Raw genomic sequence first — 20,872 nt, forward strand, 5'->3', positions numbered from 1 at the left:
TTACCTTGCCCGGGCCTGCCAGGCCTGGATTTCCTCGGCCTGGGGCGAGGTCATGTCAGGCCACGGCACACCTTCGGTCAGGTACAGCGGGTCATTAGGCTGACGCTCAATGCGTTTACTGAAAATATGCCGGGTGGCGTACTTGACCGACACCGCTTGCGGGGCAACCTGCAAGAACTGCTGCGGCTGACGCCCGGCCACCAGCCATTCGACCATGGCCGAAGGCGCATCGAGGCGCTCGTACAGTTGCGGATAACGGGCCACCAGGCGAGTCTGGGCGGTCGGGTCGCTGACCTCTTCGATGCGCAGCCAGCCGGCTTCGGTGCGCACGATGCCGATGGCGATGCAGTCGGCGGGCGTCTGCTGGTCGGTGCCCAGGGCATTCAGGCACTGCAGCAGGTCCTGGTAATAGCGCTCGACCGGCGGCCGGTTCTGCTTGCCCTTGACCTGCTCGACGGTCAAGGTGCCGTCGGCCTGGATGATCAGGCTGATGGTGATGTGTGGCTGGCCCTGGCCATCGCGAAAACTGAACACGCGCATGCGCCGCTGCTCCACCGCTTCGGCATAGCGCTCGCCGTAGCCGCCGGTCAAGGCGCGGCGATCGGCGAACTGGCCCAGGCAGTGGCGCATCACGTAGCTTTCAAAGGCCATTTCCGCGCGCAGCAAAGAACTCTCGGGGCGCAGCTCCTGCAATACGTGCTCAGCGGTGGTCACCCGCGTGAGCAAGGCCTCGGGCTGGCTCTGGCGCCAGCCCTGCTCGACCCGCGCAGTCATCTGCACGTGTTCCTTTTGCCACAGCGCCAGCGCCTGCGGGCAGTTGATACGGTCGAGCTTGCCGGCCAGCGCCGTGCCCTGACGCGAGGTCAGGAACTCCACCAGCAAGGCCTCCTGGGCCAGCAGTGGCGCCTGCTGCGGATCGACCCAGACCAGCGGCGCAAGCACCTGCTGCGAATCTTTGCCAGCGTCGCTTAAATGCCTGGCCACCCATGACGGCGGCTCGGTTCCCAGTGCCTCGACAGCCTGCTCCAGGGTCAGGATCCGCCGCGCAGGCTCGAAGTTGCCGACCAGATGACGGTAGAAATGGTTGAGCAACCATTTGCCCACCTCTGGCGCATCACCGCGGGCCTTGCTGCGCTCGGCAATGCCGCGCTTGAGTTGATCGGCATTGAGTGCGTTGCGCGGGGCGTAACCGGATTGTCGCAGCTCTGGTGTCACTTCCATATCTGCCACCAGGCCTTGCCGGCCGGTTTTTCCGAAGCCTGCAGCTCGGCGATGCTCTGGCGGAAGATTTCATTGTTGCTCTGGTCAACGTCGTTGTTCGGGTCACTGCGCAGGATGGAACGCTGGTAATAGGCCAGGGCCTCTTCCTTGCGCCCGAGGCCCTTGAGCACATCGCCGGCGCAGCCCAGCAGGGAGGATTCGTCGCGTTCGTTGATGTGCGGCGCGTAACGCAGCCACAGGCTGGTGGCCGCCTCCGGCAGGCTGTACGACAGGTACATGGCAACTTTTATCCGTGCGAACAGCGGCGAGTATTTCAGCTCCTTGTCGCTGATTCCGCGCTCTTCCTGCCATTTGAGAATACGCTCCAGCCAGATCAGAATCTCACGTTCGCGGTCCAGTCGGTACAGGGCGCGGGCGACGTCCTGCAGGTATTCTTCCGGGTCGTGGCGGCTGTAGCCATAGTCGGCTGCGTAGTGCCAGAGCTGTTCGGCGGCTTCGGCGATGCCCGGGTTATCCTCCAACAGAATGCGGTTTTGGAGGATGCCCTGATAATGTTCTGCGAACGAGCTGGCGGCGATACCGCGGGTATGCAACTCAAGGGCCTGTTCATACATGCGCTGGTCGTTGTAGCAGCGGTAGTTGATCGCCAGGTTGTTGCACAGCATCGAGTACAGGTGCGCGCAGGCATCGAAGCGGTGCCCGCGGCCGCTGGCGAAGCATTGCTCCATACGGTCCTGGCCGTGTTCGTAGGCAACCTTTTGTACTTCGCGCAGCAGCGACCAGGCCCGATCTGTCTCCTCGCTCGAGAGCTTCTCGACTTGCGCTTCGACCAGGTCTTCGATGGCGTTCGCAAACTGGTAGTAGTACATGCCACTGGCCATTGGCGGCAAAGGTTGGCGCAGGGCATCGATAATGCCGAACACACTGGCATGGGCGCTGACCAGGCTGTAGGCGCTGCGGTTGTCCTGCATATCGCCGGCCGGGACGGCCTCGCGCAGCATCGTCAGTTCGGTGTTGACGTCGATGCGCCCGGCCTGGCGTTCACGCACCGCCATCAGGCGGGTGATCCACGGGTGGTTCGGCGCGCGGCGCCGAGCTTCTGCAAGGGCCTGGGCGAAGACGTTGTCGATTTGCTCAAGGTCATCGCGCGCAGCATGCAGTGCATCGAGCAGCGGGCCCTGGGACGGCGTCGACTCGTCACGCCACGGCAGGCCGGAAATGAACCGCTCCAGCACCGCTTGATCGTCACAGGCACGCATCACGCACAACGGCCACCACGCGGACTGGTCCTCGGCATCGAGCAGGCGATCGTGTACCCAGTAGGCCGTGCCCGGCCACATTTCGTCGCGCACTTCATAGATTTCCATGAACGCACGTTGCCCGGCCTCGTCGATCTGGCCGTTCTCAAGCAGCCAGGGCAAATGGAAATCAACGAAGTTGTCACCGCCGCCGGACTCCAGGCTCAGGGTCGCCACTTCACAGATTTTCAATGCGCCGGCCAGGTCGCCCTGGGCCTTCAGTGAACGGGCGGCCAGACGCGCCAGGCGTACTTCCCATTCCCGGCGCCGGGGCAGCGACAATTCGGCGATCAACCGCACCACAGGTTGCTCGAACATCGCCAGGCGCAACGGCACGATTTCGATCAGCGCATCGCCCAGCCACAGCCAGTCGTTACCGTCGACATCCTGATCTTCGCCGGCGTTGCGCAACGCGGCAATTGCCGCCAGCGCGGCTTCGCGAGCCTCTTCGTCACGTTCATGGGCGGCCAGCACCCGGGCCCGGCGCCGGTGTTGATCGGCATCGTCCCAGGCCCGCAGGGCGTGACGGCCGGGGTTGATCAGGGCCAGGGTGCGACGCACCTCGATAACCTTGAGGGCGACGTCGAGGGTGGTGTGCTGCAGATCGTCGAAAATGCGGTAGCGCCGGTACTGCTCGATGTCGAACGTCAGCGGCTCGTTGGTCAATTGCTGCAGGGTGTCGAGCACCTGCAGCAGGCCCTGCTCGTCTTTGAGGTAGTTGCCCAGCCGCAGTTGGCAGATCAGCAGATTGACCTTGAGTTCATTGCGCGCGTCGTCAGGCGTAGTCTCGATCAGTGCCTGGCCGTCGTCGGCCAGTACCGCCTTGGCCGCGTCAGCGTCACCGGCGTTGACCCACAGCACGTGCAGACGGTCGATCGACTCCAGCGAGGCCGCCTTGAGCGGCTGGGCGCGCAGCTGGCCCAGCAGGTAGTCGGCACCGTGTTCCTGATGCTCGACCTCAAGACGGTCCATGAATTGATCCAGCTGGATGCCGGACAGCACGGTGCTGTTTTGCGTCATTGTGAACTCCATTTGCGAATGACTGTGCATCGCCCGATGCGTCCTGCGCAGCACCCTTGTGTGGGGCAGCGGGTAGCCGCGTGCGTCTGCCTTGGACTGGCAACGATGACGAAAGGGATCGGGCAATACAGCGAGGTGCTGCACGCTACCAGTTGGCATTTGAAAATCCAAGAGCGTGCGGGGAGCGGAGTCAGTGATTAACGTGCAAACAGCGGATCGACACTGTGAATCACCCCTGGATTGGCAGGCACCTTCGAAGGGCTGCTTCTGGCTGTGGATTCAACCGGTGGTGGCAGGCAGAAATCGGCCAGGAGCGGGCATTCGATTTCGCTATTCATCAATCTCCCGAGCGTGCGAAATTACCAGCCCTTCAATTTCTCTCAAAGGCATATTCATGACCTCCCCCCTGACAGTCTCGAATCTTTTAGGTCCATGGAGTGGAGATGACAACACAGGGCTAATGCAGCGTTGCAAGGAGGCATGGGATACACCTCTAGAGAGTTTGAATGACCTTATGGTCGCCACTTTTTTGAATCAGAACATCGCGACCGAACATCTGCTTGTCGAGGCAAGGCGTCGCATGAAAGAGCAGGAGCGAGATGAAACCGAGTACTTCGACGGCCAGCTTCTCGAAGCGATAGAGCGCGTGCAATCTGGGGGGTAATTCATCCCGACGGGTTATTACGTTCGGCACGGCATGTCAGCTATGGATCGATTGCAGCCCTCCGCGACAGGTAGGAGTCGGCCAGAAGCAGTCATCTACCCCATCGACTTACTTCACGCAATCACTCTCGCATACACCGATCGGTCCACATTCCCACCGGACAGAATCACCCCCACCCTCCTTCCAACCATTGCTTCACGCTCTTGAATCAGCGCAGCAAGGGCCGCCGCACCCGCCCCTTCAGCAAGATTGTGGGTATCGGTGTAATACACGCACATGGCCTCGGCAATCTGCGCCTCACTGACCGATACGATTCGCTGCGCACCTTGCGCGTAGATGGCAAAGGCTTCTGGAATTGGCTTACGCACGGCAAGGCCGTCAGCAAAGGTATTCGCCGAGGCGGTTTCGCATAGTGCTCCTGCGTCAAACGACAACTTTGCGGCCTCGGCATTAGTGGAAACCACGCCCACCACCCGGGTATTCAGGCCAAGTGCGTCGCGGGCGGCGATCACCCCACAAATCCCCGAGCCACAGCCAATCGGTACATAGACCGTATCCAGATCCGGCGCAGCCTTGAACAACTCCAGCGCGTAAGTGGCCACGCCTTTGACCAACTCGGCATGGAACGGCGGAACCAGATAGAGGCCATGCGCTTGCGCCAGGCGCGCGGCCTCTTCACGGGCTTCATCGAAATCGCGACCACACTCGACCACTTCACCGCCAAAGGCGCGCATGGCATTGTTCTTTTCTACCGAGTTACCCTCCGGCACTACAATCAGCGCCTTCAAACCCAGCGCGCCGGCTGCCAGCGCCAGGCTCTGGCCATGGTTGCCGCGAGTGGCGGAGACAATGCCCTTGATGCCCGGGTGCTCGCGCTTTAGCCAGTGCATAAAGGTAATGCCGCCACGCACCTTGAAAGCACCTGTCGGTGTGTGGTTTTCGTGCTTGACCCAAACGGTGCAACCCAAGCGCTCGGCCAACAAGGGCCAAGGGTATTGAGCGGTAGCGGGCATGACCTGGTACACGTGCTGAGCAGCGTGTTCGATATCGTCGCGAGTCAGTCTGTTCATGAGTCGTCTCCCTGAGGTTTTGCCCAGTCTAGATACGGGCGCATCACGCAGGCTTTCAAAAAACTGACCTGACTTTTGTGCCCCCGCTTCACTACTATGGTGTTCATGAACCATCGAAGCCGCCTTCAGCCAACGCCCCGCCCCGAACCGGTCCGCCGAGTCGAGGCAGGGCCATGGACGATTGAATTGCTACCCGGCGCCGCCTACGCGACCCGGTATGTGGCGCCCCAGGCAGCGATCGGCTTTGCCTTCGACAGCCAGCGAGGCCTTCACGCCATTGGCAGCGACCGAGTGCTGCCCTTCGATGCCATGCCCAATGGTCTGGCGTTCGTCCCCGCCGGCTGTGACGTGCTGTCCGAGTCCCCCATGGGCGGTGAATACCTGCGGGTAATGCGCACTGACGGTAATGCGTTGGTCGGGGAAAGTGCATTCAACAATCGCATTGATCAGCAGGCCATTACCCTCGCCCTGCGAATGCGCGGCGCGTTGTTGCAAGCCTCAGTGGAGGACGATTGGGAGGCCTGGGCACTCGCATTGGCTGAACGGGCGACGGGCGATCAAACATTTTCGGCTCCACCCCAAGGCTCTATCACCGGCAGCCGGATGCGTCTGCTCGATGAGTTCATTGACGCTGGCCTCGACGGGCCGCTGGGCATACCGGCAATGGCGGGCTTACTTGGATTGTCCGAAGGCTATTTCATGCGGGCGTTCAAGAACGCGACGGGCAAGAGCCCGCACAGTTACCTGATCGACCGACGTCTTGCCAAGGCCCGCGCACTGATACGCGATTCGACAGCAAGCCTGGCAGAGATCGCCCACACCTGCGGTTTTAACTCCCAGGCGCACATGGCAACCACGTTCAGGCAACGCCTTGGATTAAGTCCGGTACAGCTGCGTGGATATGTGAGGTCGTGTTAGTGCAGGTGTTGGGCAAATATCAGCCAAAAGCAGCCATTGGAATATCCTCCCAGCCATGAGACAACGACCGGGAGCCCTGCGAACCACCTACCCAATCAAGGAGAGTTGAACATCATGGACGAAGCCATTACTTACCGAACCGCAACGGTAGAAGACGCACTTAGCATGTGTGAGTTGGGACAATTGCTTAACGCGGTGCACCACGCTGCCCGTCCCGATATTTACGCAGCTGCCACCCAAGACTTTTCGCGCGACCTTCCTCACTGGTCAGGCCTTTTCGAGAAACCGGGTCAGGTTGTATTCATCGCGAATGTCGGTCACCAGACCGCCGCCTTCATTACTGCCAGCCTGTCGGCAAGTTCTGGGCCGCTGATGCAACCGCTGAATGTTGTTCGCATCGGATCGGTATGTGTTGCCGAGCAATTTTGGGGGAAAGGTATTGGACGTGGGCTTATTCAACTCGTTAAAAACTGGGCAATCGAACATGACGCTCAGGACTTGAGGTTGTCTGTCTGGCCGTTCAATGCACGTGCTGCTCGCATGTACACAGAGTTCGGGTTTGAGACTCGTGCTTTCGAGATGGGAATGCGTCTGTAAAGGCGATCACCCTAAAGGTGAAAAGAGGTTCAAGGGACCTCTGCGGGGGCATTCGTGACTGACAGCCAATAGCGGTCATTCATTCTTGAACACCAAAAAATCGATAGGACTGAATATGAGCGAGCTACCGAAGTCCGGCACGGGCCATGATGATGTAACACGGAAGAAAATCCATGCTGCCGTAGCGGCGAGAAACTTGGCAAGCGCATCGAACAATACCAAGTGGGATGAGCTGATCAACCATTTCCGCCAGCTTCAGGGTTGGCGTCCGTCATACCGATTCAAGTCCGTCACTGGATACATCTCAGGGTGGGATGTCGAGTGGTTTTACCATCTGCCGTTTCCATTTGCGTCCGTCGAATGGTTCGACATTGGCTTGTTGGAAGCAGCCCCCTCAAAAGGAAGGCTGCTTGCACGTACAACCATTGACCATACAGACGAAATATCGAAGGTCGTCGCACACATTGGATTCGAGTTTGACGTGCGCGCTGACGTTCTGAGAATTTGGGGGTACATCCCAAAATCGTATGAAGACTTTCCGCCTGTGTGACAGGCTGCAATGAAAACAGGACAGACTTATTTCTCTGTCACCAGCCTCAACAGCAATGAAGAATAAATCTGCCCCCCTTTTTCCACATCGTAATGTCACCCTGTGGTTTCCCGGTCCATCAAATGCTTGGGCTCTGGTGTACTCGCTTCAGGATGCCAGTGCCCCGTACCTTGACTTCATGTACACCAGCAAAGAGCCGCCTCAGGAAGCCCTGTCCGCATTGCTATGGAAGTATCCACAGTGCACCGTTATCGATTGGTCGCTCGGACGTTTGGCCTGCATCAAGGCCCAGGGTGTGGATGTTGAGACGCTAGCGGAAATTATCCGGGAAGTCGCTGAAACTACTTGGGGTGAGCGCATCACAGTCGTCGATGCTTTGTACGAGGAAATGGGTAGAGCGTGCCCCTAGAGCGGACACTTGATCAAGATTTTCGGGCTCCATAAAGCCAAACAAAAACGAGTAGTGGATATGAAACATGAACTTTGGCTGGAACCGGATGGCTGCCAGACTTTCTGCCTAGCCGATGCTCACGGAGATGGGGCGCGCAGGCTTCTTCACGAAAAAGCCAAACTTATCTGGGAGGTTGAAGCTGAAAGTCACTTCGTAGCGATGACCAAATACTATTCGTATATGGACTGGGGCGAATACCAGACAGACTTTCCCGAACAAGATCAAATCCCCTACACGGAACCAGGATGGAGTGTTTAGCCGTAGCACCGTCCTCCTTTATCAGCTCTTGACGTCTATGGTCTCATTCGGATCGATAGCTGCCGGTCTACGTCGACAAAAATCGGCAAAATGAAAACGCTGGCTGCTCGGTTTAGCGTAAGCGGCTAGCCAAATCACCTAGTGCCGACCACTGATTCAGCATCGACCTAGCTGAATGCTCACCCAAAAGGTTGATGAGCACTCTATGATTCAATGAATCCGAGTCTGATAATACCCTGGATATCAGGGTCCTAGGCAGGGTAAATAATGGATAATTATGCAGCACGCTATGTGATATTTGCTTTGTCCCTCTTCGTGTTGTGCGAGCCAGTACAAGCATCAGTATGGCAAATTTGCAGTCTGGAACTACGTATCACTAATGTATTGAAACGTCCGTATCCGCAGCTACAGGCCCAGATCCTGAAGGTAATCCCGGCATCGCCCACTGTGGAATGTCCAAAAGAAGGGTCCACCCTCACTTTTACCCCAGAAACTACAAACTACCAAAGTGAGCTCCCACGTCGACAGTGGCCCAACAAAGGACAGTCCGTGCACGTTAATTACCGGTATTTGGATGGCATATGTAAGGGAGATGGCAATAATTATGGGTGCCGTATTAAGCACTACCCAATAGTCGGCCCTTGAGTGGCAAGAGCCTCCCAATTCAATCTACATTAGTTGGGTCGGCCCCCACTGATGCGGCAGCAACTGGTCGATCTCACTCGCCCGGTGCGTCGGCAGGCGCGTGAGAACATCTTTCAGATATGCATACGGATCATGACCATTGAGCCGCGCAGACTGGATCAAACTCATGATCGCCGCCGCCCGTTTTCCACTGCGTAACGAGCCTGCGAAGAGCCAGCTTTTTCTCGGACGCCGCTGGTACTGCTTGCAAGGCCTGAAGCTCTGCTTCAATCGCTGCGATATCGGTATCGATCAGGTCATCGAGCAAACTGGCCTGCTCAGGATTCATCTGCTCGCTGCGCTTGGCAAACTTCAAACGCTTGAGCTGGGCGATTTCGTGGGCCAGCTTCTCGATCACCGCCTGATTGCGGTTGATCTTCTTGCCCATCGTCTCAATGGTTTTACCCATCGTTTCGACCGTCTTGCCCAGCGTGTCAACCTGACGGTAGAGCATCTCAACACGCTGCATCAACTGCGCGTTGCCATGGCAGTCCCAGCACCAATGCCTGAAGTTGCTCGGTATCCAGTTCCATCTCAGAACCATGGCGAATGCCAGGCCAGTGGAACTTGCCTTGGTTCAACCGGCGCGCCGCCAGCCATATTCCGAATCCGTCATGCACCAGCACTTTCATGCGATTGGTGCGGCGGTTGGCGAACAGATAAGCACTGTGCGGCTGCGCCGCACCGAACACCGCAATCACCTTGGCTAAAGCCGTATCGGTGCCTGCGCGCATGTCCATCGGGCCTCGATTTACGCCCTTCGATCAGCTGGCATTGACATCCCCACTGAACGGTCAGTCTGGAGCGAGGAGATAGATCCAGAGGATTGGTATTGCGAAAGCGAACCGGAATATTGGATCAATATCGCATTTGAAGCGCCTGTGGCCCTGCTTCAAGCATTTCTTTGGTGTGCATTGGCTAGAGATTTGGCTGCAATTGAGCCTAAACCCAAGTGTGCTTTGTACCTCTTCAATTTGAAGAAGCGGGTCATGGTTTTCCCATATGACGACAGGGGTATGGATGTAGTTGGCCCTAACAAAGATCTGCTTTCACAGCTGTATCGTCAGCATCATACATACCTGCTGGATTACGACCGACACGCGATGGACAGCACATTCGCAGGGCCTGCGCGCTAGCCTTGCTTACATTGGAGCTGAAACTGTGCCCACTGGGCCGCCACCTCCTTCAGGTCGATTCCACTCAGTTGCCACCTGCAAAAATCGTACGTCCGTCCAATACACCTTGCGCAACGTAACTGACTTGCACCGGGCTAGAATCCTAACCGCAGCCGCGTCGGGGATGCTGGAAGCGATGTGTTAGGTGCAAATGGAAGTGCGCGTAGTGAGCAGTGGAGCCGAAGTCGGAGCGCCGATGGAAGGACAAGGGCCCCTTGATATCACCCGCGATTTTGCCCGTTGCTCTACAGGCCCCCGGGGGGGACTGAATATTCCTTGCTCGTCGTGATCGCTGTAATCGCCAAACGGTTTTTGCGGGGCGGAAAACGTGGGGACGAAATGAAGTCCAAGCTTTATGCGGCAGCGCCACCTGATTTATCGGTAAGCTACGCTTTTAGCTCGCTGTAAATCCACTCCTAACCATACCCTGATGACCAATATGCTTGACTGGGACAGCCTCCGTTTTTTCTTTGCCTTTGTTCATGAGGGCTCCTTAGCCGCTGCGGCTCGCTCTCTGCGGGTGGAGCACGCGACTGTGGCTCGCCGAATAGCTGCCCTTGAAGCCTCTTTGGACATGAAGCTGGTAGATCGTAGGGGCCGTGTCTACCAACTGACCGAGGACGGTGTGAGGGTAGGTGAATATGCAGCGCAGATGGAGTCTGCGTCACTTGCGCTCAGGCGATTCGCTGACGGGGGAGAAAGCCGTATTGAGGGTGCGGTGATCTTGTCTGCACCTCCTGCATACCTCGGAACGTTGGTAGCTCGGCGACTTGGGGTATTGCGCGAGCGTTATCCCCGGTTGCAGCTGACGCTCGTCGGAGCCAAGTCCACTGCGTCGCTGGCAAGGAAAGAAACCGATATTGCCATTACCTTCAGCAGGCCGGATGAACAGAGTGTCGTCGCCAAAAGTCTCGGCTCCTTGCGTTTTTACCCGCATGCTAGCGAGGGCTACATTAGTCAACGTGAACCTGAAGAGTTCGAGTTCATAGGCTACGACCGTAGCATGGACGATTCGGTACAGCAGCAATGGCTCCTGGATCGGCTGGAAGGAAGACCGCTTTCCGTCACCAGCAACGACCTGCGCATCCAGGCATTAGCTGCCGTAGGCAATGCTGGCATAGTTTTCCTTCCGGATTTTTTAGGCAAAGAATATGGGCTGGCAAGGGTTGATATGGATCACACACCGCTGGAACTACCCATCTGGCTCGCGTTTCATGAAGATTTACGCAGCTCTCTAAAAATCCGGGCAGTTCTTGATTTCCTCATGGAGGGATTAGTGCAGGCACAGGAGCTGTGAATTTTTTCACATCCGGTTTGTGACTTTGATGAATGGGTCATCACGAAACATTTCTCTACTCTGGGCTCCGAATTGAATTCCTGCCCACTGAGAGGCCCTTCACCAATGAGCAGTTCCCATCCCATAAAAAGCTCAATGGCTGTATACCGTACAGCGTGGATCGTGACCGCGATTTTTATACTTTCAAATGCCGCTACGCCACTCTACAGCTTTTGGCAGCAGTCCCTCGGTTTCGCGTCGGGGGTGCTAACCGTAATTTTTGCCTGCTACATCATCGGTCTTCTTCTAACGCTCACCATCGCTGGGCAGCTGTCCGACCACTACGGGCGCAAAGCCTTGCTTCTACCCTGTGTGGGGCTGGCTATCATTGCAGCGATTCTGTTCGACCAAGCGCACAGCATCGGCGTCTTGATGCTCGCACGCTTCCTCACCGGCGTTTCGGTGGGCCTCGTTGTATCTGGGGGTATGGCGAATGTCGTCGAGCATGCTCAGCCTCATCGCAAGCATTTTGCTTCGCTAATGGCATCTGTCGCGATGGTGGCTGGAGCGGGCACCGGGCCGCTATTGGCAGGGGTCGTTGCGCAATATCTTCCGAACCCGATCCACACAGTCTTCCGAGTGGAAATCGCGATTTTGTGCGTGGCGCTCCTAGCGTTACTCAATCAAAAGAACCAGAAGCTTGGGGTCGGTACGTTTAAACCGCGCTTGCCCACCGTCGCTAAGGAAAACCTCGGCATCGTGCTATTGGGGATAGCGTTCTTCGGCCCTGGAATAACTTCGACATCATTCATCCTGTCGCTCGGCCCCAAGCTGATAGCGACTTTTCTAGGCGTGAATAGTCCCCTTGTCACAGGTTGTATGGCCTTTTCAATGTTCCTCGTCGCCGTGAGCGTGCAGTTTGCGGCGAAGCGATACAGCAGCCGTACTGTGTTTTCGCTTAGCGGGATCGGTACTGTCTTCTCAATGATTTTCGTGTGGATCGCGCTGAAAACCGGTTCCGCTCCATGGCTGATCGTTTCCGCTCTGTTGGCAGGCGCCGGTCAAGGCTTGGGCCAGTTGGGTGGACTGACCCTTATTGCTGATCGCGTGCCTGCGCAGCGCAGAGCCGAAGCCAACGCAGTGTTCAACATGGGGGGGTATGTGCCCGCCGGAGTGATCCCGGTGGTAACAGGTTACTTGATCGACTTTTGGGGGCTGAGCATTGGAATAAGCTCACTTGCGCTCATTATCGCGAGTCTTGCTTCTTTGGCGCTCATGCAGCTTTGGAGGCACGTCCCTAAGCAAAGTCAAACTCGTACACACAGCGAGGCTTAACGAACTCACTTATGTGGCAGCAGACCGATAATCTGACTGGCGCGCTGGGTAGGAAAGCGCATGAGGACGTCTTTCAGATAGGCGTATGGATCGTGCCCGTTCACGCGCGCATGACTGGATCAGGCTCATGATTGCCGCCTCTCGTTGCATCGACCAAAGGCTGGAGATGCACACCGGTTTACCACTTCACGGTCCGGGTAGAGCTCGGACAACAGGTCAAAGGCTTTCGTATCTGCTGCCTTGTCACCGAACTCGGGGGCAATGACCGCTCCATTGATCACGAAGTAGTTGATATAGCCTGGCGCGAAGTCTGGATTGTTTTTGCTGAACCGACTCTTTCGTGGATTGAGCGGAGGCGACACGGTGTGCACAAGCAGCGGGCGGCTATCGGCATCGGTGGCATTCCTGAGAATCTCCAGATGGACAAGTGTCACTGCGTGGTCATGGGACTCAGGGTCGTTGTCGAGGTTAGAGATCAAGAACTCCCAGCTTGACGAAGCGGACGTAGAAGTCGACATGGGCGTCGGTGATGTCCTTGCCTTTGATTCCCGGCAGAAAGAATGAAAGATAAATCTGTGGCGCCCCTTTCTTCACGCTGCCGCATAACTCGATGCCCGTTTAACCACGCGAAGTCGATAGAGCAGAATCGATTGGCTAGGGAAGATGCTGCCTAAACCAGCGACTTTTGAATTTGATGATCAAATGTATCCAGAAAATCGCGCATGCCGATGTCTCCGAGATCTACAGCTTTAGCGCCGCCGGCCGTAATAAAGGTGACATCGGTGATACCCAGGACGTTCAGGATCAGTTTCAAATATTGGGTCGCAATGTCACGGTCTCTAATCGGGGAGTCGTTGGTGTATACACCTCCCGAGGCGAGCAGCACCGTTGCCTTTTTACCGGTCACCAGCCCTTTACCATCAAAGCCCAAGGTCAGGCCTTTACGTACCACGTGATCCACCCACGCCTTGAGCGCCGCAGGGACGTTGTAGTTGTAGACCGGCGTTGAAATAACCAGGTGATCGGTTTCCAGCAACTCGGCTACAAGCTCATCGGATAGCTGCAACACGGCTTTCATTTCAGGCGAATGTTGGGTTTGCGGGGTGAAGTAAGCCTGCAACCAAGGGGCCGTCACGAACGTCAGCGAAGTCTCCGTTAGATCCCGTATTTTGATGGCGCCGCTAGGGTGTGCAGCTTCCCACGCGGCCACAAATCGGCGAGTGAGCTGCCGGGAGATTGAAGCATCCCCACGTGGGCTGGTTTCAATGGTGAGAAGCCTGGACATGTAAGTAACTCCTGCGCGGTGACGCGGCGGTATGTTTTGCGTTGTCGCTCTAGGCGATGTGCGACACACTCTACCCAATACGATCTATACGCAGGAGTGATGTAAATATGATTGAATCCATCTGTTTAAGTGATGGGTCATGATCGGAAGTCTCAGCCTGGATCAATTGCGAATCCTTGTAACCATTGCTGATACAGGCAGTTTCTCGGCAACGGGACGTCACCTGCGGCGTGCTCAATCTGCCATTAGCCAGTCGATTGCCACACTTGAGTCAGTTCAAGGTGTGAGGCTGTTTGATCGGAGCGGCCATCGTCCAACGCTCACTGAGGTCGGTAGAGTGCTGGTGGTTCAAGCGCGCGCCGTGCTGGCAAGCGCTGCCCAGTTTGAAGCAATGGCCTCAAGTACGGCAGCCGGGGTTGAGCCGGAGTTGGCGCTCGCCATAGACCCTTTGGTCCCTAGCGCACCGCTCATCGAAAGCCTGCGCGCTATCCGTGAGACTTTTCCGCATCTGGCAGTGAGTTTTTCTACAGAAGGCTTAGGCGGCGCAGAGCGCCGATTGCGCAACGGCGATGCGGCACTGGCGCTTTGCACATTGATTCCGACAGTGCCCGACGATGTCACCGCACTGCCGCTGCTCAGCGTCAACTTGAGACCAGTAGTAGCCAGCGGGCATCCCCTGGCTACGTTAGGCCGTCGGGCAACAAGTGCAGACCTCAAGCCTTATGTGCAACTGGTACTTTCCGATCCGGTTTCCCCCGATGGCCCTAGTTATGGGGTGACGGGCAGTCACCAGTGGCGGTTTGTAGATTTGGCACGGCGGTTGGATTTTTTGCTCGCCGGGTTCGGTTGGTGCCGAATGCCAGAGCATCTGATTGCCGATCATCTGGCTTCAGGACGCCTCCTACCACTTGAGTTAGCCGCCGAACTTCAGCGCACACCAGACACACTGACGATCTACGCAGCGCACATGCAAAATCGCTCTTTAGGGAAAGCAGGCCGATGGCTTCTGAATGATCTGACCCATCGTCTGTGCAGGTGATGATACGAAGACGACTAACGTCAGCGGTTTGGTTATCCCGTAGGCCAAAGAGCTGATGCGGTTAATCGAACCGGTTGTGCAGTGCAAAGGGGACAAACTTAGTTCTCTGTCATACCTGCCTCGACAGCATGTCTAGTCCTGAAATAGGTTTACACCTGTTTCACCCCAACGCCCGGTGCATCGCATCGGGCGTTTTGTATTTCAAAGACAGGTGCGGCCGCCCGCTTCCGGGAAGACGCAGTGCTGCGCAGTAGCCATAGCGACTTTTTTTGCCGAGATCTTTTGAGACCGATCGAGCCCATATAACTGAAAGGCTCTTCTGTCAGTGACACCCTGAGTCATCGACGCATGCAACGTCCACAGCAAAGTAGAAAACGCCCTCAAGCGCGATATCTAGCGCCGCGACATGACCGCGTTATGCACGGGTAAAGCGGCTTGTTCGGGGTGTTGCTGCAAAAAATGCCTGATGGCTTGATCCTGGCGATCCACCACGCATACGTTCACGCTGGGGCGAGGGACGGTGCATTCGCCAAGCGCGAGGAACCCGCAACTCATGACGCCGTATACCGCAACCGGTTGCGCGACGGCCGAGCAATCGTAGACCATCTCGCCAAGGTAATTGAGCTGCCCTTGGGTGACGGTGAAATGCAGCGGTTTGGAGTAAGCCCCCATTACCCCGCGGCGGTGACCCAGGCGGCTCACCTCATAGTCACCGGCGGGCAGCCATGCCGAATAATCATCCTTGGGTCCCCAGCCGTAAGTCTTGTCACTCTTGATGTCACGAAATTCAAGGTAAGTTCCGTAGGGGCCGCCTTCCAGCAGCGTGCCGACCACCAGACCAGCGTTTTGCGCGTTGTAAACGGGGGAATTCAACGCCATTTCAGCGGGCATTGACGAGCAACCGGCCAGCAACCCGATCAGGCCAATTGCAAAGATGTGGTGCGAGTAAAGCATTCCGTTACCTCGGTGGGAGACGAACAAAATCCAAAATAAATTCAAGGCCGACAGCGCGCTGGACGGCGGCGACTACCTTTATTAGCATGATGGCCTTTCGCCTACTTGTACATCAAGGACGATACATCAACATGTTCAGTTTTTCCCGATGGCGCCTGCGTGGCGCTGTAAGCATTGCCGCACTGTTACTTGGCGGGTGCAGTTTCAACGGTTCCTATCCGGACGCCAGTGGACCCGATGCGGCGAAGCTGCGCTTTATCAGCAGCAATGAAAACTCGACGCTCGACTTGTTCGATGCCGAACACTGCGACGGCCAGACGACGGGGCTGCTCAATAACCTGTTCTCCGCCAATACCCGGCGACGGGCGGCGATGAGCGCCGCTGTACCCGAGAATGCCAAGGCCTATCTGGAAGTGCGGCTGCAACCGGGCCATGAACTGTTCGCGCGAGCCAATACCTTAAGCACCGGTAGCGTGTGCACCGTGGCGTTCAACTTTACCCCGCAGAGCGGTGGCGAGTACGAAGCGAACTTCCGCTACGTAGGTCGCAGTTGCCAAATTACCCTTAGCCGTCTGCGCCAGATTGATGGCAAGGTTATGCGCTCGCCGATCGCGCTGACCAACAAAGGCCTGCCCGCCTGCGTCGGCCGCAACCCGATTTTCCCCAAGCCCGCCGAAGCACCGCCACAGTCAGCGGAGCGTACAGCACTGATCGCGCAGATCGTCGACGCCAGTGTCATCGCGAAAATGAAGCCCGAAGCCGACGATTCCTCGTCGGTGCGGGAAGCGTTGCTCGACAAGTCGATGGAGGAACGCAAACAGCGCCTCGGCTTCAGCCTGCCGGATGCCTATTGGACTGAATATCACCAGAACCTGGAGCAGTTCGCCAACGAGATGACAGGCACCAAAGCGCGTTCATTGCTGTTGTACAAGGACTACTACACCAACCGTCTGAGCCTGCTCGACACCCCCGAGATCCATGAACTGCTGCCCGACAGCGAAACGGCCGACCGTAGCAAGGCGATGTCCACCAATAATGCAATGCTGGAATACTACTACCGAACCCAGCGAGAACTGCTGAAGGAAACACTGAGCGCGCATCAGGCACGCATGGCCGATCTGGATCAGCGCTTTGAGGTGTGCAAGCGTTTCGCGGCCTGCTGGCAAAATTAATAGGGGTCGGCCTGAGGGTGCCGGCCGTAACAGGTACACTGCTTATCGCCGAGCGACAGCTATCGGCCCAGAGTGTGTAAAAACGCTTCGCCAAAATTGAAGTGTGCGCGTCTACGTTAAATCTGAAATTTATCGGCACGTCAGCAGATGTGGATTTCGCGTAGAAGCGCGATTTCCAGTCCGATATTGAGTACCTGTCTCGCACAAAAACGTTTTTACACAGCCTCGGCTAATAGCGGACACACACCCGTATTGCGTCAGAAAACAACTAGAGACTATTAGAATGCCGATTCAGTGCCAAAGGTGCGGTCAAGGCTCAGTCCTAGCGATGCGTATCCGCTCTACGCATATTTTGCTGTGGGTCTGCGAGGAGTGTGAAGCAACATGGAAACGCCAAGAGGAAGTCAACATCGGTAAGTTCGAAGACTATGGAACGCTAATGATGAGTATCGGACGCAGCCCTTTGTGGTCGGAACTGAAGCCTCAGTAAAAAGTGCGCAGCCATTCACTTTGCACTTCCTGCGTACCGTCCGTTTCAGGTCTATTCCACTCAGTCACCACCGGCAAAAATCAATCAAAAACCGCCACTCGATCGATACGGATACACGACACAAAAAGCTGTCTTGCTTACCCGCCAACACTCTTGATTAGGGAAGTGGTGTGCGGATAGACCTCAAATAACGAATCAGGCGCCTAGGGCGCCTTATCCGCTTCTAGAGCTAGCATTTGTCGAGGGCAACGGTTGACCCAACCTAAACCCAAGGCTGGTGACTGGTCACACAGTGGATCCCACCACCACCGGCGGCGATGGCGTCGATATTGAGCTGCACCACCTCTCGGTCCGGGTAGAGCTCGGACAACAGGTCAAAGGCTTGGGTATCTGCCGCCTTGTCGCCGAACTCGGGGGCAATGACCGCTCCATTGATCACGAAGTAGTTGATATAGCCTGGCGCGAAGTCTGGATTGTTTTTGCTGAACCGACTTTTTCGTGGATTGAGCGGAGGCGACACGGTGTGCACGTGCAGCGCGCGGCCATCGGCATCAGTGGCCTTCCTGAGAATGTCCAGATGGGCGAGCGTCACTGCGTGGTCATAGGACTCGGGGTCGTTGTCGAGGTTGGCGATCACCACTCCCGGCTTGACGAAGCGGGCGTAGAAGTCGACATGGGCGTCGGTGATGTCCTGGCCTTTGATGCCCGGCAGCCAGATGATTTTGCGCAAGCCAAGTCTCTTCTTCAGTTCTTCCTCTACGTCGACCTTGCTCCAGCCGGGATTGCGGTTGGTATTGATCCAGCTACTTTCGGTCATGATCCCCGTGCCGTGGCCATCCACTTCGATAGCGCCGCCCTCGCCCACCAGCCGGCTGCGGATGTAACTGGCGCCAGCAGTCCGGGCGACCGAAGCGGCAATCTGCGCATCATTGGCATTCTGCTGTTTGTTGCCCCAGCCGTTGAAGTTGAAATCCACGGCACCGAGCCCGCCTTCGCCATCGATGACGAAATTGGCTCCGATATCGCGCATCCAGATATCGTCCAGCTCCGTGACAACAAAGGTGATGTTGCCCGTACCACACTTTTCTTCAGCCAGATCCCGCTCGCTCTCGCGGCAGAACACGGTGACCGGCTCATGGTTGGCGATGGTGCGGGCGATCCGGCCCAAGGTATCTTGCACGTCAGGCGTGAAGTCCTCATGGATGGCCTCCTGTGCACCAAAGGCGATAAAGGCTCGCCGATGTTTGTCGCCCTCATCCGGCATATGCCAACCGCCCTTGATGGCTGCTTGTATCCGTGGAGCATTCAGGCCGAGTCCCATGGACGCGGCTGCGCCCAGACTGGCAACCACCGATACCTGCTTGATGAACTCACGACGTGTTGACATGCGTACCTCTCCGTTCATTTCGCGGAAGCTGTCTTGAATTTGGTCCACGCCCGCATGCGCGCACGCATGTCCACCTGGGGAATGTCCTTGCCCGGAATCAGTCGTTGGTAAGTGGCGTCATCGAGGTAGATATCCGGGTTGTTACGCATCACTGCATCGACGCTCGGACGCGCCTTGGCGTTGGAGGTGGGGTAACCGGTGAAGTTGCTGATGGCGGCCATGTTCTCCGGGCGCATGACGAAGTTGATGAACGCGTAGGCGTACTCTGGATGCCTGGCGTCGACGGGGATCGCCATGGTGTCCATCCACACCGTGGTGCCCTCGCGCGGGATGTGATACTGGAACGTGGCTTTCTTGCCGGCGGCATCTGCCGCCCGTTGCGCCTGGGTCATATCGCCGCTGTAACCGAGCGACAGGCACAAGTTGCCGTTCACCAGATCGGTCACCGGTTGCGACTGGAACTTGCGGATGTACGGCCGCAGTTTCAGCAACAACTCACTGGCCGCTGCCAAGTCCTCCGGCTTGGCGCTGCGCGGTTCACGGCCGAGGTAATTGAGCGCAACCGCCAACACTTCGTCCGGCGAATCGATCAGCGAGATACCGCAGTCCGCAAACCTGGCGGCCAGCTCCGGTTTGAACAACATGTCCAGGCTATTCACCGGCGCATCCGGCATGCGCTTTTTGATCTGCTCGGCGTTGTAGGTCAGACCGATGGTGCCCCACGTATAGGGGACGGTGGCCTTGCTCGAGTAGAGATAATGCGTACGCAGTTTCTGCAGCCCCGGCTCGATGTCATCCAGGGCGGTGAGCTTTGACTTGTCCAGTGGCTGCAAACTGCCGGCGTGCATCAGACGCTCGCCAACAGTGTCGCCCGGAAAGATCAGGTCATAACCACTGCCGCCGGCCATCAGCTTGGCTTCCAGCGTCTCACTGCCATCCATGACGTCATAGATCACCTTGATCCCGGTTTCGGCGGTGAATTTGGACAGGGTGTCCTCAGCGAAGTAATCGGCCCAGTTGTACAACCTCAGGGTCTTCTCCTCCGCCTGCACTGACGACAAGGCACCGCTCAGCGCCAATCCCAAGGAGCAGAGCAAAAGCTTTTTGGTCACGTTCATGTCAGACCCCTTGAGTGTTCCAGCGAGCATTGATGTGACGACCATCCAGGCTTAACAGCGCCCCGTACATGTCGGGACGGCGGTCGCGGTAGATGCCCCAGGTCAGGCGCTCTTCGCGCATGGCCGACAAGTCCAGGCTGTGTACCAGCACGCCAGTGCTGTCGCGGTCGGCTTCGGCGAGGAGCTTGCCCTTGTGGTTGCAAATAAAGGACGAGCCGTAGAAGTTCACCTGCAGCGTTGGATCGGTGGTTGCCACCTCTCGGCCGATGCGGTTGGCGGCCACCACCGGCAGGAGGTTGGCGGCGGCATGGCCGCGCATGGTCATCTGCCAGTGGTCACGTGAATCCAGCGCGACGCAGCCGGGCTCAGAGCCGATGGCGGTGGGAAACAGCAAGACTTCGGCGCCCATCAACGCCAGGCAGCGGGCGGTCTCGGGGAACCACTGATCCCAACAAATGCCCACACCGATACGCCCGAACGCAGTGTCCCAGACACGAAAGCCGGTATCGCCGGGGCTGAAGTATTCCTTCTCCTGATAACCGATGGCGTTGGGTATGTGCGTCTTGCGATACACACCCAGCAATTGCCCATCGGCATCGGCCACGCTCAACGAATTGAAGTAGGCATTGCCGGCCTTCTCGAACCAGCTCAGCGGCAGCACCACCCCCAACTCCCTGGCCAGCGCGGCAAAGCGTTTGAGCACGGCGCTGTGCTGATATTCCTCAGCCAGCGCCAGGTGTTTGTGATGTTGCTCGATGCAGAAATATGGCGAGGCAAACAGCTCCTGCAACAGGATGACCTGGGCGCCCTTCGCCGCCGCTTCACGTACCAACTGCTCAGCCTGATCGAGGTTGTGTTTCAGATCCCAGGTGCAGGGCATTTGAGTTGTAGCAATAGTCAAAATGGTCAT

At 57.2% G+C, this 20,872-nt stretch carries 19 protein-coding genes and 4 pseudogenes; 10 read left to right on the forward strand and 13 right to left on the reverse strand.

What is annotated here, in order from left to right:
- Positions 1-1,221: a hypothetical protein gene (locus AO353_RS28630; RefSeq protein WP_054598007.1), complete on the reverse strand. Its 1,221-nt coding sequence runs from the start codon at positions 1,219-1,221 to the stop codon at positions 1-3.
- Entirely contained in the window at positions 1,212-3,539 is a 2,328-nt protein-coding gene (locus AO353_RS28635) for a hypothetical protein (protein ID WP_054598008.1), read from the reverse strand. Before AO353_RS28635 ends, AO353_RS28630 begins: the two co-directional genes overlap by 10 nt.
- A 394-nt stretch (positions 3,540-3,933) precedes the next feature.
- On the opposite strand from AO353_RS28635, the gene AO353_RS28640 reads away from it, so the two are divergent.
- Positions 3,934-4,203 (forward strand): contact-dependent growth inhibition system immunity protein, encoded by a 270-nt coding sequence (locus tag AO353_RS28640; protein WP_146016236.1) that lies wholly within the window; start codon positions 3,934-3,936, stop codon positions 4,201-4,203.
- Between the two features lie 113 nt (positions 4,204-4,316).
- On the opposite strand, the gene AO353_RS28645 is transcribed toward AO353_RS28640, so the two are convergent.
- Positions 4,317-5,273 carry a threonine dehydratase gene (locus AO353_RS28645; protein ID WP_054598010.1) on the reverse strand — a complete coding sequence of 319 codons (957 nt, stop codon included), beginning with the start codon at positions 5,271-5,273 and terminating at the stop codon, positions 4,317-4,319.
- A gap of 96 nt (positions 5,274-5,369) precedes the next feature.
- Between AO353_RS28645 and AO353_RS28650 the strand changes: the two genes are divergently transcribed.
- The 4 genes from AO353_RS28650 (at position 5,370) to AO353_RS28670 (ending at position 8,047) form a co-directional block, all read left to right on the forward strand.
- Positions 5,370-6,191, forward strand: a complete 822-nt coding sequence (locus tag AO353_RS28650) for a helix-turn-helix transcriptional regulator (protein ID WP_054598011.1) — start codon at positions 5,370-5,372, stop codon at positions 6,189-6,191.
- Positions 6,192-6,305: 114 nt separating this feature from the next.
- Positions 6,306-6,788 carry a GNAT family N-acetyltransferase gene (locus tag AO353_RS28655; RefSeq protein WP_054598012.1) on the forward strand — a complete coding sequence of 161 codons (483 nt, stop codon included), beginning with the start codon at positions 6,306-6,308 and terminating at the stop codon, positions 6,786-6,788.
- Positions 6,789-6,903: 115 nt separating this feature from the next.
- On the forward strand, positions 6,904-7,338 hold the full coding sequence (locus tag AO353_RS28660) for a DUF6678 family protein (RefSeq protein WP_054598013.1): 435 nt from the start codon (positions 6,904-6,906) through the stop codon (positions 7,336-7,338).
- Positions 7,339-7,756: 418 nt separating this feature from the next.
- Positions 7,757-8,047 (forward strand): hypothetical protein, encoded by a 291-nt coding sequence (locus AO353_RS28670; RefSeq protein WP_237142945.1) that lies wholly within the window; start codon positions 7,757-7,759, stop codon positions 8,045-8,047.
- A 669-nt stretch (positions 8,048-8,716) separates the two neighbouring features.
- On the opposite strand, the pseudogene AO353_RS30300 reads toward AO353_RS28670, so the two are convergent.
- From AO353_RS30300 to tnpB, 3 genes and pseudogenes are all read right to left on the reverse strand, one after another.
- Positions 8,717-8,917 (reverse strand): annotated as a pseudogene (locus tag AO353_RS30300) (transposase domain-containing protein); the annotation flags it as partial.
- Positions 8,895-9,185, reverse strand: a pseudogene (locus AO353_RS28675) (transposase domain-containing protein); the annotation flags it as partial. The pseudogenes AO353_RS30300 and AO353_RS28675, both read right to left, overlap by 23 nt.
- A gap of 1 nt (position 9,186) precedes the next feature.
- Entirely contained in the window at positions 9,187-9,471 is a 285-nt protein-coding gene (tnpB, locus tag AO353_RS28680; RefSeq protein ID WP_054598016.1) for an IS66 family insertion sequence element accessory protein TnpB, read from the reverse strand.
- A 72-nt stretch (positions 9,472-9,543) separates the two neighbouring features.
- Between tnpB and AO353_RS32295 the strand changes: the two genes are divergently transcribed.
- From AO353_RS32295 to AO353_RS28695, 3 genes are all read left to right on the forward strand, one after another.
- Positions 9,544-9,867, forward strand: a complete 324-nt coding sequence (locus AO353_RS32295) for a DUF3885 domain-containing protein (protein WP_420480475.1) — start codon at positions 9,544-9,546, stop codon at positions 9,865-9,867.
- 469 nt (positions 9,868-10,336) lie between these two features.
- Complete coding sequence (locus AO353_RS28690) at positions 10,337-11,203, forward strand: LysR family transcriptional regulator (protein ID WP_081013846.1); 867 nt, start codon at positions 10,337-10,339, stop codon at positions 11,201-11,203.
- Between the two features lie 105 nt (positions 11,204-11,308).
- On the forward strand, positions 11,309-12,517 hold the full coding sequence (locus AO353_RS28695) for an MFS transporter (protein WP_054598019.1): 1,209 nt from the start codon (positions 11,309-11,311) through the stop codon (positions 12,515-12,517).
- 5 nt (positions 12,518-12,522) lie between these two features.
- Here AO353_RS28695 and AO353_RS30310 read toward each other — a convergent pair.
- The 3 genes and pseudogenes from AO353_RS30310 to AO353_RS28705 form a co-directional block, all read right to left on the reverse strand.
- Positions 12,523-12,679, reverse strand: a pseudogene (locus AO353_RS30310) (transposase domain-containing protein); the annotation flags it as partial.
- Between the two features lie 17 nt (positions 12,680-12,696).
- Positions 12,697-13,075, reverse strand: a pseudogene (locus AO353_RS28700) (agmatine deiminase family protein); the annotation flags it as partial.
- 112 nt (positions 13,076-13,187) lie between these two features.
- A complete protein-coding gene (locus AO353_RS28705) occupies positions 13,188-13,802 on the reverse strand; it encodes an FMN-dependent NADH-azoreductase (protein WP_054598021.1) in 615 nt (204 codons plus the stop codon).
- Positions 13,803-13,941: 139 nt separating this feature from the next.
- Between AO353_RS28705 and AO353_RS28710 the strand changes: the two genes are divergently transcribed.
- The gene (locus AO353_RS28710; RefSeq protein ID WP_054598022.1) at positions 13,942-14,841 is read left to right on the forward strand and encodes a LysR family transcriptional regulator; all 900 of its coding nucleotides are present in this window, start codon (positions 13,942-13,944) and stop codon (positions 14,839-14,841) included.
- A 393-nt stretch (positions 14,842-15,234) separates the two neighbouring features.
- Here AO353_RS28710 and AO353_RS28715 read toward each other — a convergent pair whose 3' ends face one another.
- On the reverse strand, positions 15,235-15,795 hold the full coding sequence (locus AO353_RS28715; protein ID WP_054598023.1) for a hypothetical protein: 561 nt from the start codon (positions 15,793-15,795) through the stop codon (positions 15,235-15,237).
- Between the two features lie 131 nt (positions 15,796-15,926).
- On the opposite strand from AO353_RS28715, the gene AO353_RS31830 reads away from it, so the two are divergent.
- Positions 15,927-16,967, forward strand: coding sequence for a hypothetical protein (locus AO353_RS31830; protein WP_237142946.1), 1,041 nt, complete (start codon positions 15,927-15,929; stop codon positions 16,965-16,967).
- A 752-nt stretch (positions 16,968-17,719) separates the two neighbouring features.
- On the opposite strand, the gene AO353_RS28730 is transcribed toward AO353_RS31830, so the two are convergent.
- From AO353_RS28730 to aguB, 3 genes are read right to left on the reverse strand one after another with little or no spacing between them, the layout of a single operon-like run.
- Positions 17,720-18,844 carry an agmatine deiminase family protein gene (locus tag AO353_RS28730; RefSeq protein ID WP_054598025.1) on the reverse strand — a complete coding sequence of 375 codons (1,125 nt, stop codon included), beginning with the start codon at positions 18,842-18,844 and terminating at the stop codon, positions 17,720-17,722.
- Between the two features lie 14 nt (positions 18,845-18,858).
- Positions 18,859-19,962: an extracellular solute-binding protein gene (locus AO353_RS28735; RefSeq protein ID WP_054598026.1), complete on the reverse strand. Its 1,104-nt coding sequence runs from the start codon at positions 19,960-19,962 to the stop codon at positions 18,859-18,861.
- 1 nt (position 19,963) lies between these two features.
- Positions 19,964-20,872: an N-carbamoylputrescine amidase gene (gene aguB / locus AO353_RS28740; RefSeq protein ID WP_054598027.1), complete on the reverse strand. Its 909-nt coding sequence runs from the start codon at positions 20,870-20,872 to the stop codon at positions 19,964-19,966.

Origin of the sequence: Pseudomonas fluorescens (genome assembly GCF_001307155.1) — a bacterium.
In the GTDB taxonomy this organism is placed as follows: domain Bacteria; phylum Pseudomonadota; class Gammaproteobacteria; order Pseudomonadales; family Pseudomonadaceae; genus Aquipseudomonas; species Aquipseudomonas helvetica.

Bases quoted from the DNA above. Each gene is read 5' to 3' on its own strand.
- AO353_RS31830 (WP_237142946.1), top strand. From the start codon at position 15,927: ATGTTCAGTTTTTCCCGATGGCGCCTGCGTGGCGCTGTAAGCATTGCC.
- AO353_RS28705 (WP_054598021.1), bottom strand. From the start codon at position 13,802: ATGTCCAGGCTTCTCACCATTGAAACCAGCCCACGTGGGGATGCTTCA.
- aguB (WP_054598027.1), bottom strand. From the start codon at position 20,872: ATGACCATTTTGACTATTGCTACAACTCAAATGCCCTGCACCTGGGAT.
- AO353_RS28690 (WP_081013846.1), top strand. From the start codon at position 10,337: ATGACCAATATGCTTGACTGGGACAGCCTCCGTTTTTTCTTTGCCTTT.
- AO353_RS28710 (WP_054598022.1), top strand. From the start codon at position 13,942: ATGATCGGAAGTCTCAGCCTGGATCAATTGCGAATCCTTGTAACCATT.
- AO353_RS28640 (WP_146016236.1), top strand. From the start codon at position 3,934: ATGACCTCCCCCCTGACAGTCTCGAATCTTTTAGGTCCATGGAGTGGA.
- AO353_RS28650 (WP_054598011.1), top strand. From the start codon at position 5,370: ATGGTGTTCATGAACCATCGAAGCCGCCTTCAGCCAACGCCCCGCCCC.
- AO353_RS28655 (WP_054598012.1), top strand. From the start codon at position 6,306: ATGGACGAAGCCATTACTTACCGAACCGCAACGGTAGAAGACGCACTT.
- AO353_RS28630 (WP_054598007.1), bottom strand. From the start codon at position 1,221: ATGGAAGTGACACCAGAGCTGCGACAATCCGGTTACGCCCCGCGCAAC.
- tnpB (WP_054598016.1), bottom strand. From the start codon at position 9,471: ATGGACATGCGCGCAGGCACCGATACGGCTTTAGCCAAGGTGATTGCG.
- AO353_RS28730 (WP_054598025.1), bottom strand. From the start codon at position 18,844: ATGTCAACACGTCGTGAGTTCATCAAGCAGGTATCGGTGGTTGCCAGT.
- AO353_RS28635 (WP_054598008.1), bottom strand. From the start codon at position 3,539: ATGACGCAAAACAGCACCGTGCTGTCCGGCATCCAGCTGGATCAATTC.
- AO353_RS28695 (WP_054598019.1), top strand. From the start codon at position 11,309: ATGAGCAGTTCCCATCCCATAAAAAGCTCAATGGCTGTATACCGTACA.
- AO353_RS28715 (WP_054598023.1), bottom strand. From the start codon at position 15,795: ATGCTTTACTCGCACCACATCTTTGCAATTGGCCTGATCGGGTTGCTG.
- AO353_RS28735 (WP_054598026.1), bottom strand. From the start codon at position 19,962: ATGAACGTGACCAAAAAGCTTTTGCTCTGCTCCTTGGGATTGGCGCTG.
- AO353_RS28645 (WP_054598010.1), bottom strand. From the start codon at position 5,273: ATGAACAGACTGACTCGCGACGATATCGAACACGCTGCTCAGCACGTG.
- AO353_RS28660 (WP_054598013.1), top strand. From the start codon at position 6,904: ATGAGCGAGCTACCGAAGTCCGGCACGGGCCATGATGATGTAACACGG.